The sequence below is a fragment of the Vibrio sp. 14G-20 genome (assembly GCF_026241515.1).
Classification (GTDB): Bacteria; Pseudomonadota; Gammaproteobacteria; order Enterobacterales; family Vibrionaceae; genus Vibrio.
This window is the reverse complement of the sequence record NZ_JAPHPW010000004.1, coordinates 195246-210001: the sequence shown is the minus strand read 5'-3', so window position 1 is coordinate 210001 and position 14756 is coordinate 195246. Positions and strand designations below refer to the sequence as shown.

General features: G+C 44.8%; 14 protein-coding genes. 11 read left to right on the top strand and 3 right to left on the bottom strand.

The genetic code is table 11. The features are described 5' to 3' along the window. Nucleotides 1–147: 147 nt before the first annotated feature. From OQJ75_RS05395 to cydX, 9 genes are all read left to right on the top strand, one after another. Nucleotides 148–1176, top strand: coding sequence for a succinylglutamate desuccinylase (locus OQJ75_RS05395; protein WP_265971328.1), 1029 nt, complete (start codon nt 148–150; stop codon nt 1174–1176). Nucleotides 1177–1309: 133 nt separating this feature from the next. Beyond that, the gene (gene btuC / locus OQJ75_RS05390; protein WP_265971330.1) at nt 1310–2305 is read left to right on the top strand and encodes a vitamin B12 ABC transporter permease BtuC; all 996 of its coding nucleotides are present in this window, start codon (nt 1310–1312) and stop codon (nt 2303–2305) included. Continuing rightward, entirely contained in the window at nt 2292–3050 is a 759-nt protein-coding gene (btuD, locus tag OQJ75_RS05385; RefSeq protein ID WP_265971332.1) for a vitamin B12 ABC transporter ATP-binding protein BtuD, read from the top strand. The genes btuC and btuD overlap by 14 nt, the downstream gene beginning before the upstream one ends. A 109-nt stretch (nt 3051–3159) precedes the next feature. After that, complete coding sequence (locus OQJ75_RS05380) at nt 3160–3519, top strand: DUF6559 family protein (RefSeq protein WP_265971333.1); 360 nt, start codon at nt 3160–3162, stop codon at nt 3517–3519. A gap of 451 nt (nt 3520–3970) precedes the next feature. After that, entirely contained in the window at nt 3971–5428 is a 1458-nt protein-coding gene (locus OQJ75_RS05375; protein WP_265971626.1) for a lytic polysaccharide monooxygenase, read from the top strand. Nucleotides 5429–5629: 201 nt separating this feature from the next. Further along, nucleotides 5630–7048, top strand: coding sequence for a PLP-dependent aminotransferase family protein (locus OQJ75_RS05370; RefSeq protein ID WP_265971335.1), 1419 nt, complete (start codon nt 5630–5632; stop codon nt 7046–7048). Nucleotides 7049–7223: 175 nt separating this feature from the next. Beyond that, entirely contained in the window at nt 7224–8810 is a 1587-nt protein-coding gene (locus OQJ75_RS05365) for a cytochrome ubiquinol oxidase subunit I (protein WP_265971337.1), read from the top strand. 12 nt (nt 8811–8822) lie between these two features. Then, nucleotides 8823–9959: a cytochrome d ubiquinol oxidase subunit II gene (cydB, locus tag OQJ75_RS05360; protein WP_265971339.1), complete on the top strand. Its 1137-nt coding sequence runs from the start codon at nt 8823–8825 to the stop codon at nt 9957–9959. A gap of 10 nt (nt 9960–9969) precedes the next feature. Next, nucleotides 9970–10071, top strand: a complete 102-nt coding sequence (gene cydX / locus OQJ75_RS05355; RefSeq protein ID WP_265971340.1) for a cytochrome bd-I oxidase subunit CydX — start codon at nt 9970–9972, stop codon at nt 10069–10071. A gap of 112 nt (nt 10072–10183) precedes the next feature. Here cydX and OQJ75_RS05350 read toward each other — a convergent pair whose 3' ends face one another. From OQJ75_RS05350 to OQJ75_RS05340, 3 genes are all read right to left on the bottom strand, one after another. After that, nucleotides 10184–10417, bottom strand: a complete 234-nt coding sequence (locus tag OQJ75_RS05350) for a hypothetical protein (RefSeq protein WP_265971342.1) — start codon at nt 10415–10417, stop codon at nt 10184–10186. 59 nt (nt 10418–10476) lie between these two features. Further along, nucleotides 10477–11196: a hypothetical protein gene (locus tag OQJ75_RS05345; protein WP_265971343.1), complete on the bottom strand. Its 720-nt coding sequence runs from the start codon at nt 11194–11196 to the stop codon at nt 10477–10479. Nucleotides 11197–11294: 98 nt separating this feature from the next. Next, nucleotides 11295–12134: a LysR family transcriptional regulator gene (locus tag OQJ75_RS05340; protein WP_017070907.1), complete on the bottom strand. Its 840-nt coding sequence runs from the start codon at nt 12132–12134 to the stop codon at nt 11295–11297. Between the two features lie 193 nt (nt 12135–12327). Between OQJ75_RS05340 and gntH the strand changes: the two genes are divergently transcribed. Further along, complete coding sequence (gene gntH / locus OQJ75_RS05335; protein WP_017068281.1) at nt 12328–13953, top strand: guanitoxin biosynthesis MBL fold metallo-hydrolase GntH; 1626 nt, start codon at nt 12328–12330, stop codon at nt 13951–13953. Between the two features lie 125 nt (nt 13954–14078). Further along, on the top strand, nt 14079–14594 hold the full coding sequence (locus OQJ75_RS05330; RefSeq protein ID WP_265971349.1) for a hypothetical protein: 516 nt from the start codon (nt 14079–14081) through the stop codon (nt 14592–14594). Nucleotides 14595–14756: the final 162 nt, after the last annotated feature.

Genomic DNA, 14756 nt, shown 5'->3' with positions numbered 1-14756 from the left:
CGTCGGTTTGTTGATAAGCAAGAAATCTAAAACATATGGGCAGTATTTGTGAGTGATAACGGAGTTTCTGTTGATAAGTGCGATCCTAGCAACACAATTTCTATGTACAATTTATTAACATACGGCCGTGCAATTAAGGAGTAGCGCATGACGAAGACCCTCTTTCGCCAATCATTTCTTTTTGACAGCCTAGATCTTGAGCAAGAAGTGGTTGCAGGACAGACCGTACTGAGTAACGGTGTTCAAATTAAGCTTCATCAACGCGGTGTATTGGAAGTGATTCCCGCAGAGTACAATTCTGAAACCAAAAACATCATCTTTTCAACAGGTGTTCATGGCGACGAAACCTCTCCAATGGAGCTTATCGATAAGCTCATTGAGGATATAGAAACAGGCTTTCAGGAAGTGAATGCGAGATGCCTGTTTATTATTGCTCACCCAGAAGCAACCAACGCACATACTCGTTTTCTTGATATGAATATGAATCGTCTGTTTGATGAAAAACAGCACGAAAGTAATCGAGAAGTGGATATTGCGAAGAACTTGAAGTTATTGGTTACTGAGTTTTATAAGCAGACGGAACCCGCAACTCGCTGGCACTTAGACCTGCATTGTGCGATCCGCTTGTCTAAGCATTATTCGTTCGCCGTGAGCCCTAAGGTTCGCCACGAAGTTCGCAATAAAGAGCTGTTCGATTTCATTAACAGCGCTCACATTGAAGCGGTGTTGCTGTCGAATGCACCAACAAGCACCTTTAGTTGGTACAGCGCTGAAAACTTTGAAGCGCAAGCACTGACAATGGAATTAGGTCAGGTAGCAAGAATTGGTGATAACCAACTTGATAAGCTCACTGCTTTTGATTTGGCGATACGTAACTTGATTGCTGAAGCAGAGCCAGAACATCTACCTAAGCGAACCATCATGTATCGTGTTAGCCGCACAATTGTGCGCTTGCATGATGACTTTGATTTCATGTTCTCTGATTCTGTAGAGAACTTTACCGCGTTCAAGCACGGTGAAGTATTTGGTCATGATGGTGATAAACCATTAATGGCGAAGAATGAAAACGAAGCCGTGGTATTCCCAAATCGTAACGTGGCCATCGGTCAACGAGCGGCCTTAATGGTGTGCGAAGTTGAAACACGGTTCGACCACGGTCAGCTTGTGTACGATTAATACTTAGTCGGGTTTAAACGATTAAAACAATCGCTCAACTGGTTGAAATATCAAGGTTCACATTACGGTGTGAGCCTTGAGTTTATTTAGGGATACAGGTAAGGTTACGCGAACATTTTCAAAGTAGCTTGATATGGATTTCCAACAACTTCTTCACCAAAAACAGCGCAAATGGACGCGAGCCATTTATATCATGGCAGCATTGCTAGTCGCGCTGAGTGCAATTTACCTAATGGTTGGCGATCTCTTCATTTCCCCTCTGGGCACCTTGTCCACGTTAGAACAAAAACTACTGATTGATTTACGCTTACCTCGACTATTGGCTGCTATTGCTATCGGGGCGGGTTTAGCTGTATCTGGCGCAAGCTTACAAGTCTTATTAGGCAACGTATTAGCAGAGCCGGGTGTGCTCGGTATTTCCGGTGGCGCGAGTTTAGCCATGGTGATCGTGCTGTTCTTCTTGCCGTTTGCTCCCACGCCTGAACTGTTCATGATCGCTGCCGTTTTAGGGTCACTCTGTTTCACCGTGATTCTGGTGAGCATGGTCAAAACGATGCGACTGACCACGGCCAAATTATTGCTGGTGGGTGTCGCGTTAGGCATTCTTTCTGGCGCGATGGTGACATGGGCTTTCTATTTTAGTGATGACCTCAGCTTACGGTTATTAATGTATTGGCTGATGGGCAGTTTGGGTGGCGTGACTTGGTATCAACACTCGCTCACGTTAGTCATGATTCCCGTGATTATTTGGCTGTGCCTGCAAGGTAGCAAGTTAGATAAGCTGATGATTGGCGAAACTCATTCCGCGCAACTGGGCGTGAATGTACCTAAGCTGCGTTGGCGCTTAATCTTCGCTGTGTCTATTTTAGTCGGCTGCGCGGTTGCCTTAGGTGGCGTGATCAGCTTTGTTGGCTTGGTTGTGCCACACTTATTGCGTTTAGCGATTGGTACCGACAACCGATACCTGCTTCCTTTGTCTGCGGTCGCAGGTGCTGCTTTGTTGGTGTTTGCCGATATCTGCGCGCGTACGTTACTCGATTCAGCAGAATTGCCTTTGGGTGTGATGACCACCAGTATCGGCGCGCCGATCTTTATTTGGATGCTAATTAAAAATCATGATTCAAATTAAGAGCCTGAGCGTCGGCGCTCGTTTATTACCGCTATCATTTGAGCTCAAGCAAGGGCAGGTTACTCACGTTATCGGTCCCAATGGCAGCGGTAAAAGCACCTTACTTGAAGCGACATCAGGAATAGGGAACGACTATAAAGGTGATATCACCATTGATGGTCAAGACTTGTCTGAATTGTCGTTACAAGACTTATCATTGCACCGCGCTTATTTGTGTCAAAGCGCAAGACCAGCCTTCAATTTGGAAGTGTTCCAATACCTTGCGTTGTCACTGCCAAGCTCCTCACACGGCCTTGATGCTGAAATCAACTTAGCTTTGGGCGAAATAAGCCAGATGTTGGACATCTCAGACAAACTTCATCGTTCTATTCAAACGTTGTCTGGCGGTGAATGGCAGCGCGTTCGTTTAGCGGGAATGTGTTTACAGATCTGGCCAACGTTGAACCCTTACGCGAAACTGCTGATCCTCGATGAACCAGCAGCTCCACTAGATATTGCTCAAGAAGCCTTGTTATACAAGCTCATTGAACGAGTAGCAGCAAAAGGCATTGCGGTGATCATGGCAAACCACGATCTGAACCGGACCTTAAGACACGCCGACCAAGTATTGTTGCTCGACAAAGGCGTTCTACAAGCGTCTGGCAGTGCAGAACAAGTGCTTACACCTGAGCAGCTAGAATCCGTATTTAACACTGAAGTAAAAAGTATCTCAGTAGATAATCAAACCTATCTGTTGTTTGGTTAGAGAGAGCGTTTGGTTAGAGAGAACGTTTGGCTAGAAAGGGTATTTGTTAAAAAGGTCATTTGGTTAAGCAGATTGTTGGGTTAAAGGTGAGTTAGTAAAGGGACTAAATATGTTTAGATACATTCAAAGACGAAGAATCAAAAAGGTGATTAAACTACTTTCTGCAAAGATGGTGAAGAGCTACGGAAGCCGTGATTTCTTCTCGATAGGACAGGTTGAAACAAGCTCTAATGAACTGAGCAAACGCCAACAACAAATTGCTTTAGCTTTGTTTGCTGATCCACAAGATCTCAACACTGAACTGGCGACCAACATTCAATTGCTGCGAAAAGATGTGTCGAATGATTTCTTTGGCGGCGAAGACTATACTGCGCGCGATGTGCTCAACCTCTTGGGTGGAAGCGGTTGGAAGGGCGGTCGTATGGACGATGACATGTCACATCGCATGGGCATGCATAGCCGCTATTAAATCCGTTAATTCTAATTCGTCTCGTCAAAATCGTTATTTTGACGAGAAATTCTCTTCTTATTGCTTTCGATTTATCCCTATCTAACTAGAGAACATCTCTCGTATATCTTCAAAGCGGCTTACTCATCAAGCCGATTTTTTATTCACTTTGAATAATGTTGCGCCAATAAAGACGGAATACTGAGATCCAATAATTCGAAGCAACATCATCTATCGACAACGCATTTCTTTGAGTTGTGTGATTCTGATTCCTATCAATATAAAACCCGCTGTCATTGATAAAATTGACGTATATATTTTTCGTTGTTCTTCAAACAAAAACTATAAACCCTCGAAGTGCAATTTTGATTGGTAAGTGACCAGTTAATGTTGTGTGCAGGGTAAAATAATAGAGAGTGGGAAAGTGACAACAATAAATAATAATATTCTAAAAGTAGCAGTAGGTATGGCTATGCTATCGAGTGTGCCTTCAGTGGCAAATGCTCATGGTTGGTCCGAGTTTCCAAGTGCGCGTCAGAACACGTGTTACGAGCAGGGCGGAATCTGGTCGGGTACACCACCTAATGCTGCGTGTGCTCAAGCAAAAGACATTTCTGGTTCATACCCGTTTGTTCAACGTAACGAATACGCTAAAAATGTTCAGGATTTCAATAACATCAATGCTGTAAAAGCGGCGATTCCTGACGGCACGTTATGTTATGCCAATGATTCGCAAAAACGCGGCATGGGTGCGCCTCATACTGGTTGGACTCGTACCGAGCTAAATACTGGTACGTTTGAATATGTATTCAATGCGACAGCGCCACACAACCCTTCTTTCTGGGAGTTCTACCTAACGAAACCAAACGCAGACCTAAGCAAAGGACTAGCGTGGGACGACTTAGATCTTATCCAAGAGGTGGGCAATGTTCCTGTTAGCGGTGGCAAATACCGTATCAACGTGACGATTCCATCTGACCGCTCTGGTGATGCAATCCTATATGTACGTTGGCAACGTGATGATGCAGCTGGCGAAGGCTTCTACAACTGTTCAGACATCACTATCGCGGGTGGTACTACACCTCCGCCAGAACCTACACCACAACCTGATCTAGTGCGTGGCGACTTGTTTGTTTCTGACCAGTTTGGTACGCCTGAAATTGGTGACACCGTTAAGTACGACATCATCAACAAATATGGTGAAGTAGCGCGTAGCTTCGACATCGTCATCGACGCTTCAAACGTTAACGATTGGGCTCGACTATTGGCTTCAGAAATCAACGGTTGGCATGAAGAGTTTAAAGACGGTGCGATTTTCATTGGTGACTGGCACGCTGAAATGCAGCATTACATGTACTTCCAAAACGACCCTTCACGTAACTTCTTCAATTCAAAAGATAGCCGTGCTTCTGGTCAGTTAACGCTGATTGACGGTGATGGTGGTGTTGAACCATTGAAAGGCGACATCTACGAATTAGTTAAGAGTGACAATGTAGTGAATGCTGGTGACAAAGTTGTGATTGCAACAAGTGAAGCAGCAAACCTAACACAAACTCAAGGTTCTGCAGTTAGCATTCAAAATAATGGATCGGCTTCAATTGTGGTTGATACGACTGCGATTACAGCGAACGAAACTTTGTCGTTTATTGCTAGTTCAATTGAAAGCGAAAGTGTTGAAACCTTCACGTTCGAAGTGATTGCTGATGGCGGTGGCGTAACACCAGACCCAGATCCAACGCCGGATCCTGATCCGACACCGGACCCTACGCCAGACCCAGGCTCTTGGGATTCATCAGCAACTTACCTTGGCGGTGAAGTAGTAACATACTCAAACCAGTCGTGGAAAGCACAATGGTGGGTTCAGGGTGGTGAAAATCCTAAGGCGACATACGAAAATGACAAATGGGGCGTTTGGCGTCCAGCTAACTAGTCAGCTAGTTAACCTTAACTAAGTAACTAGCGCACCACACTTGATTGACGAGTGTGGTGTCTTTTCTTATGGGAGAGATAAACAAGTCGACCGTGAAGGTAATTGGGTTTAGGGTAAGGCTTTGTTATACCTGAATGTCCGAGTACCTCGAATATCCACGGTTTCGTAATCTTTTACACATTAGATAGAAAAGACTTTTTGATGAAAAAATCTCAGATACTCGCCAATACAATCAAGAATCAGATAGAACAAAACATCTGGCTGAGTGGTGAGAAGATCCCATCAATTAGAGACGCATGTAAGCGCTATAAACTCAGTATCGAGACGGTGCTGCAGGCGTATCAACAGCTCGAAGACCAAGGCTATGTGCGCTCAAAACCTAAGTCTGGCTATTTCGTGTTACCGCGTAGAAATGTATTCACCTCAGAACACGCGCAACAGAAAGTCATCAAGCCATATCCCGTTAAAATCAGCGACCTGCTTTACGATGTGCTTCAACGAGCGAAAGACCCTAGCATTATTCCACTTAGCTCGGCATTTCCAGACCCTGCTTTGTTTCCGCATCAAGCATTGTCGCGCAGTTTAGCCAATGCCAGCCGCCAAATGCCTGACAACAGCATGCTCACGAATTTACCACCGGGCAGCGAAACACTCCGTAGACAAATCGCCCAGCGTTACCAAATGCATGGGTTAAATGTACTGCCTGACGATATTGTGATTACTTCTGGAGCGATGGAAGCGCTTAATCTTTGTCTGCAATCTTGCACAGAGCCGGGTGATTTAGTCGCGATAGAGTATCCGGCGTTCTATGGTGTGTTGCAGACCATTGAGAGGTTAAACCTGACGGCAGTTGAGATACCAACAGGCCCGGAAACTGGTATAGATTTAGATGTGTTGGAGTCGGTGTTCGCTTCAATGGACATCAAAGCGTGTTGGTTCATGACGGAATCGCAAAACCCTGTCGGTTCCTCGATGAGTGATAGCAACAAGCAGCGATTGGCCGAGTTAGTGAACCAACACAAGATCCCGATGATCGAAGACGATGTATACCGAGAGCTTTACGTCGGGAATCAAACATCATTGCCCGCCAAAGCCTATGACACCGGCGAGCAAATCATGTTGTGTGGTTCGTTTTCCAAATCATTGTCGCCCGGCTTTCGAATCGGTTGGGTAGTTGCAAGGAAACAAGCGTTAAAGATTCAGAGATTGCAGCACCTTTCGACGCTCTCGAGCAGTATTCCTATCCAACTTGGCTTGTCTCACTACCTAACGTTTTACAGCTATGACAATCATCTTAAAAAGCTTCGTAAACTGCTGAATGAAAGGAAGAAGGCGCATATAGCACTTTTAGAGTCCAGTTTGCCTAAGAGTGCTCTGATTCATAAAAGCCAAGGTGGTTACTTCCTTTGGATAGAGTTGCCTCATTCTGTTTGTGTAGAGAAGCTTTATGAGCAAGCACTTGAAAACAACATCTCCGTTGCGCCGGGAATTATATTCAGCAGCGACAAAAAGTTCTCCCATCATATTCGTCTCAACTGTTCGTACGCTTGTGACGACAAAATAGCAGAAGCCATTCGTACGCTAGGTAGTTTGATTCAGACCATGGAATCACAAGCCTAAGTCGTTAGTCGATCCTCGACTATGTTTACCTGAAATCTAGCTCGTCACTCGTCGGACAATTCAATCTGTTCTGTTTTTTAACAATCAATCTGTTCTAGTTTGGTTTGTTTGAACTGTGCTGAAATACGCTCCAATTCTTAATATGAAAGCCATCATTATGATGTTTGGAGCTTTAATGTTTGATGTTGTTGAATTGTCGCGTTTGCAGTTTGCGCTAACTGCTATGTTTCATTTTCTCTTTGTCCCCTTAACCATTGGTATGTCATGTCTTTTGGCGATCATGGAATCCATCTATGTGCTCACCGGTAAGCAAATCTATCAGGACATGACTCGCTTTTGGGGCAAACTGTTTGGTATTAACTTTGCCTTGGGTGTCACTACTGGCTTAACCATGGAGTTCCAGTTCGGCACCAACTGGTCTTATTATTCTCACTATGTCGGCGACATCTTTGGTGCTCCTCTTGCTATCGAAGCCCTTGTCGCGTTCTTTCTTGAGTCGACCTTTGTTGGGCTCTTCTTCTTCGGTTGGGAAAGACTATCTAAACGCCAACACCTTATTGTGACTTGGTTGGTGGCGTTGGGCTCTAGCTTCTCTGCATTATGGATTCTGGTTGCTAACGGTTGGATGCAAAACCCGATTGGCTCAGAGTTTAATTACCAAACCATGCGTATGGAAATGACCAGCTTTGCCGAAGTTGTGCTCAACCCTGTCGCTCAAGTTAAATTCCTGCATACAGTGGCCTCAGCGTATACCTGTGGCTCGATGTTTATCCTTGGTGTGAGTTCATATTACTTACTGAAAGGTCGAGACATCGCCTTTGCAAAACGCTCTTTCGCCGTGGCGGCATCTTTCGGAATAGCTTCTATCATTTCGGTAATCGTACTTGGCGATGAATCTGGTTATGAACTGGGTGATGTCCAAAAAGTAAAACTCGCAGCGATTGAAGCGGAATGGCACACCGAGCCTGCACCTGCGGCGTTCACCTTGTTCGGACTACCAAACCAAGAGGAAGGCAAAACAGACTTCGCTGTGAAAATTCCTTATGTGATGGGGATTATTGCGACGCGATCTCTGGATGAAAAAGTGACAGGTCTTCACGACTTGCGTGATCAACATTTAGTGCGTATTCGAAACGGTATCATTGCTTATGAACTACTAGAGCGTTTGCGAGCGGGCGATACGTCATATGAGACTGAACAAGCCTTCGACCAAACTAAGCACGATCTTGGATATGGCTTATTGCTTAAGCGATACACAGATACCGTGACTGATGCTACTGAACAGCAAATCCAACAAGCAGCAGACGATTCAATCCCAACTGTGTGGCCGCTGTTCTGGTCATTCCGAATCATGGTTGGCTGTGGCTTCATTATGTTGTTTGTCTTTGGCGCGGCTTTCTTGCAAACCTACCGAAAAAACATTACTCAAAAGCCTTGGTTATTGAAGGCAGCACTTTGGTCAATTCCATTACCTTGGGTGGCAATCGAAGCGGGTTGGTTTGTTGCGGAGTATGGTCGTCAGCCGTGGGCGGTCGGTGAAATCCTTCCTGTTGCAGTCGCGGCTTCTTCTCAAACCGTTGAAAACCTGCTTACGTCTCTCGCGCTTATTATTAGCCTATACACCGTATTTATCATTGTTGAAAGTTACTTGATGATTACCGTTGCTAAAAAAGGCCCAAGCAGTTTAAAAACGGGTCGCTATCACTATGAACAAAATACAACTTCACTTGAAGCCAAATTGGCACAACAAGTTCAACAATAAGGTGACTGACTCATGTTCGAATATGACACATTGCGTTTAATTTGGTGGGTTCTGATTGGTGTACTGCTGATTGGTTTTATGATCACCGATGGTTTTGATATGGGAGTGGGGGCGTTATTACCGTTTATTGGCAAAACGAACGCTGAAAGGCGTGTGATGATTAACTCCATCGCACCCCATTGGGATGGCAACCAAGTTTGGTTAATTACCGCAGGTGGCGCGTTGTTTGCGGCTTGGCCTTTGGTTTATGCGACATCGTTTTCAAGCCTTTATGTGGCGATGTATTTGGTGCTTATCTCATTGTGGTTGCGTCCTTTGGCGCTTGAGTATCGAGCAAAGATCGACAGCGATCAGTGGCGACAAGTATGTGACTTGGCAATTTCGTTCTCAGGCTTCTTCCCTCCTATCTTGTTTGGGGTGGCGTTTGGCAATTTGATGCAAGGCTTACCTTTTGCGCTCAATAGCTTCTTGATGGTTGAGTACCATGGTTCGTTTATCGATTTGATCAACCCATTCGCGCTTTTGTGTGGTCTAGTTGGGTTATTGATGGCGCTGTTACAAGGCAGTGCGTGGTTGATGATGAAAACCACAGACGCAGTGTACAAAAAAGCAAGAACGGTGACGCAGGCGAGTGCTGTACTTATCGCTTTCCTCATGGTGATTGGCTGTATGGCGATAAACCATATTGACGGGTATCTGATAGTCAGTGCGATGGAGCATAGTTGGGCTTCGAATCCTTTGAATAAAGAAGTCATCACACAAACAGGCGCTTGGTTAACCAACTTCGATACGTACCCTTGGATGTGGTTCGCACCGATCGGCAGCGTGGCCATTCCATTACTGGCTTTGATTGGCGCAAGGTTGAAATGGGATGCGATAGCTTTTATTAGTTCAAGCCTGACTAACGCTTGCATCATTTTAACGGCTGGTTTCTCGATGTTCCCGTTCATTATCCCGTCTAGCGTTAACCCGAGTCATAGCCTAACGTTGTGGGATTCAACCTCCAGTGAACTGACCTTGAACATCATGACAGGCGTGGCGTTTGTTATGGTGCCAATCATTCTGTGTTATACCGCGTTCAGCTACCGAACCATGTTTGGACGACTCGATAACGAGTATGTCGAACGTAATGGCCATTCACTGTATTAAGGAGTTTTTCATGTGGTATTTTGTTTGGATATTGGGTTTATTTTTAGCCTCTGCATTTGCGGTTTTGAATGTCATCAGTCTAGAGAAAAGTGACTCAGAAACGCAGTCTTAATCACTGAGTAAAGCTCTATAAGAAGATGATAGTTATATAGAAAATAAGAACTATATAAAAAGACCAGAAGCGTGAGTTTCTGGTCTTTTACGTTTTATAATGTGTTAACGAATTATTCCAGAATAAGGTTTTCTTTAATCTCATCGTTAAGATACCCCTGATCAAAATCTGGTGTCATGAATTCGACTAAGGAGGAGTCTAGATAGCTGGTTTCTAGATAACTCGATTCTAGATAATGGAAATCTAAGTGATCAGCACTTGCGTAGGTGGGAATCGCAGAAAACAAAACGATACTGATCGCTGCAGCGATATTAATGACTTTGTTACGTTGAGGAGTCATTTTCATAGTAGTGCCCTCGAAAGGTGGGCAAATCCATCTGCCTATGAGAATTGAATCTGAGATATTTAGAAGTCGTAAGACAAACCAAGAGTGATGATGCTGTCGTTGTCGATCGGACCCATCGATTGGCCGTTCAAGTAAAGGTCACCTTCGTTGGTGTTGAAATAGGTGTATTTCACGTAGGGTGTCCAGTCGTCGATGCTCTTAGAGAGAACGACTTCGTGTTCATTGGTACGGTAGTCGCCTTGATGAAAGATAACGTTGTCATCGTTGTGAGTAAATCCGCCATTGGATCCATCACTGTTTTCGTGAGTGTATTGGTAAGCTAAATCCCAGCCTGAGAGTGAGTACCCCGCACCGGCGATGAACTTATTGGTGTTGATCGTGGTGTCGCTTACATTCTCGAGTACTTGCCCTGACTGGTTATATCCCAATCCACTGAATACATTGAAGTTGTCATTGACTTGGTAATCAATAATACCTTCGATTAATAACTCTTCACCGCTGTCCCATTTACCAAGTTCACCGTATAGGTTGATCGTGAAAGACTCGCTGATGTGAAAGTCGTGGCCGTAACCCGCTGCCAGCCAACCTTGGTCATCAAAACCTATATAGACTTGTCCATTTTCTGAGGTATCGATTAATGCGCCAGCTTCTGTGGTGTAGACACCGTTATCAGCAGCATTAGAGGCAACGTTTTGTTCGATGTAAACTTGAGTCGAAGTCGCAAACGCTGTGCTGCTGAGTAACGTAAGTGGTAGAGCAATAAGGTTAAGCTTTTTCATGGATTCTCCAGTGTCGTTCTATTGAATTAACTTGCTGGAGAGTATGTGATTAAACTAAATTTATATTAATAGGGTTAACTTTAGTTAAAACCTCAGTTTCATTTATGCTTTCTTAATGCCGATTTGATTGCTTCGCGGGTTTTGATGTGTTGTTCGTCGTTAGCGTAGCGGCGGTGATAGAGCATTCGAAACGTGATCGGTCTTAATTTGATGGGGATAGGGTGAACGCGTAAGCCAAGCGCTGGTGCGAGCATTTCTGCAAAAGAACGAGTAGAAGCGGCAATATAATCTGTCGTGCTCGCCAAAATCAGCATGCTTGAAATTGAGCTGGTTTCAATTCTGACTTTTCTCGGCTCGATATCGCTCTCTGATAAAAACTCGACTGTGTTCATGTTGGCACGTTTGATCTTGAGCGCAATATGCTCCTCTTGGAAATACTCTTCTTTACTTAGTGTCTCACCAATTCGAGGGTGGTTGATTCGAGTCAGACACACGGGTTCCTCATCGACGATGGTTTCTTCAATCAATGAGTGTTTCTTACTCGAAAGTACATCAATGACGATATCCACTTTTTGTGCAGTAAGCGCATCAAACAGTTCTTCCTCTTCGAGCGGCGCTTCCGTAAAGCTTACGCCTTCAACCTGGCTAACGAAATGAAGCAAGCTCTCTGTGCAATAGACTTTAAGGTCATTCTTTTGCTGCTCAACCGTTCCAATGATGTTCAATGGGTCTTCTATCTTATTAGCGAGTGATACCGCTGCTCCAGTGGGCGCGATACCTCGTCCTTCTCTCACAAATAAAGCCTTGCCCACGACACCTTCGAGTCTCTTAATAGCCGCGCTTACCGCGGGTTGAGAAATATCGAGCTGCTCTGATGCCACGGTGATAGAGCTGTGTTTGTAAACGGCCAAAAATGTCGTCAGTAGATTAAGATCCAAATTCAGTTCCCTCTATTCTTATTGCCACTCATCCAAATCATGGTGGAGTCGTTATCAACTCATAAATGAAATGGAGGTTTTAAGTAAAGTTTACACTATATATCAAGGTTATGTTTATTAATAAACTTGTTTGCATCGGAGTGAGGAAGGAACTTCATTCATTTACTAAATACTCAGACCGATAGGTGAAACTATGAGAACTTTCGCAAAATTATCAATCATCTCTACAGCAATGATCATCACGACAACCGCTTTTGCTGCTGACCCAATGATGCAATACAACACCAAGCAGACTAACTCTGATATTCAAAAACTCGAGAAATTTGAATATCACGAGGGTGAAACCCTTGAAGAGTATCTGAGCACTCAACCTAAGGGGAACTTGTACTCTTCAGAAGAAGAAGTGCTTTCTGTGTTAATGGGCGGTGTAAACAATGGTGACTATCGCAAAGAAACCAATTCAGGTTGGAAAGAAGGCCTGATGTTTGAGGGCATTGCACCTTATGGCGATCACATGGTGTCGGGCGCAAACTGGTTCCCACGCACTGAAGAAGTTCAACCGGATGAAATGCGTGTCACGTTTATGGGGACATCACCAATGATTCGCCCGGGGCAAGCAAACACCTCGATATACGTCGAATTGGGTAACGGCTCTAACTTTGTCTTTGATTTAGGTGAAGGATCAATTGCGAACTACGTAGCGGCGGGTGTCGCGATGAATGAACTCGACCATATCTTCATTACTCACTTACACGTAGACCATTACGGCTCGTTACCTTACCTGTACCAATTTGGTGGTTGGAATGGTCGCTGGGAAAAGCCGCTTAACATTTATGGTCCGAGTGGTGCGACTCCAGAATATGGCACTCGTCATATGATTGAAGGCATGCAGCAAATGTTGAACTGGCACACCGATGCATTTGATGTGTTCCCATCAGGCAACGACATAGTGGTACACGAGTTTGATTTTCGCGACGACGGTGGCGTTATCTATGACCAAGACAATGTGGAAGTGATTCACTGGCGACGCAGTCACGCAAAAGATGGCGCGTCTGGCTATCGCTTAAATTGGACTCAAGATGACGGTCGAGTGCTTTCGTTTGTTTGGACAGGAGACGGTCGCCCAACCGAGTTGGATTTGAAATACGCAAAAGGTGCAGACTTGTTCATTACTGAGCTGCAAACCGAAACGTTTGGTGTGTCTTCGATTATTCAAGGTGTGCCGCCATTCTTAGCACGTTACACCGTTGATACTCACCATACGCCAGCGTACGCGGCGGGTTATGTGGCTAATGAAGTACAACCGCGCTTGTTCATGACAACACACATGACATTCGACCCATATCTTAATGAGGAAACCGTTGCAGAGGTTCGCCACCATTGGCAAGGGCCTTACCACTTCGGTGCGCCAGATGGCATTGTCGTTAACATGACTAAAGATAATGCGTGGGTTCGTGAAGGTATTTTACCTGATTTCCCGAATGCTAGAGCGCCACAATTTGATATGGCAGATGGGTCTGACTTTAGAATCCCGTTGCCGAAAAACAGCCGTGAAGACATACAAGAACAAGAGATTCGTGATTTAGAGCTGGATCCAAAACTGTACTACCCAGAAGGCTACCACCCAGAGCTGTTAACTGAATGGCCAGTCGACCGTGACATAGTGATCCCAGCTGAACAAGTACCAGAAGCAATGAAGCAAGGTATGAACACCAAGCAAGAATACATGGATAGAGTGCGTGCTCACCACAACCTTGAGCGCAAGTCGGTAAGTCGTCCAACTGAGCCTGGTGAAGGAGCAGGAACCGATAACAAATAGGGTCTTTGTAGTGAGGGCTGATGTGCCCTCACATCCTAAAAACTTAAGTAAACAAACCCATTCTATTACTCAACCATAAAAATCATTGCTAGCAACATCTTTGCTTAGAATATCTGGAGTTCATTATGAAAAAATCAATTTTAGCGGTCGTTATCCTTTCTTTAGTGGCAGGGTCTGTTTTCGCTAACGGACAATCAAATGCTCACAACTATCAACCTGGTGCGACGAATAACTCAGAACGATTAGCGGACATTGATCCTAACTACGAACTGACCTTACCTTCAGAAAAAGAAGGCTACACCATGTACGACAACCAATACATGTCAGATGGAGGCACCTACACAACGTACGTCAAACCGAACCCTTCCGATGCAATGCATGTTGCCGATGAAGGCTCACTAAGAATAACGCACGGTGAAGGTGGAGGTATTATGACGGAATACACAATAAAGGATGGCCAACACGCTTTTTCTGTTATGTGTGGATACACCTCGGGTCCTTCATTCTGGGCTGACGGAAAACCAGCGAAGGTATGCGAAGAGGCACAAGCATTAGCGCTTGCATTGGAAGCCAAGGGGGAGTGGGAGATGAAGCAGATGGCTTACACCATCGCGCCAGCAAGAATCGTGGTTGATAAGTGATTCTTGTCTTCAGAACGCTCGTTATATCGAGCCTCGTTATCTAATCATATTGATTATTTGTAGTGAGATGAAGAGGGGCTCAGGCTGAAATATTCCTGACGTTCCCATCCGTGCATCTCACCAGAAGTTAAGCCAAACAACTAATCAAATTGTTCGCTCAAA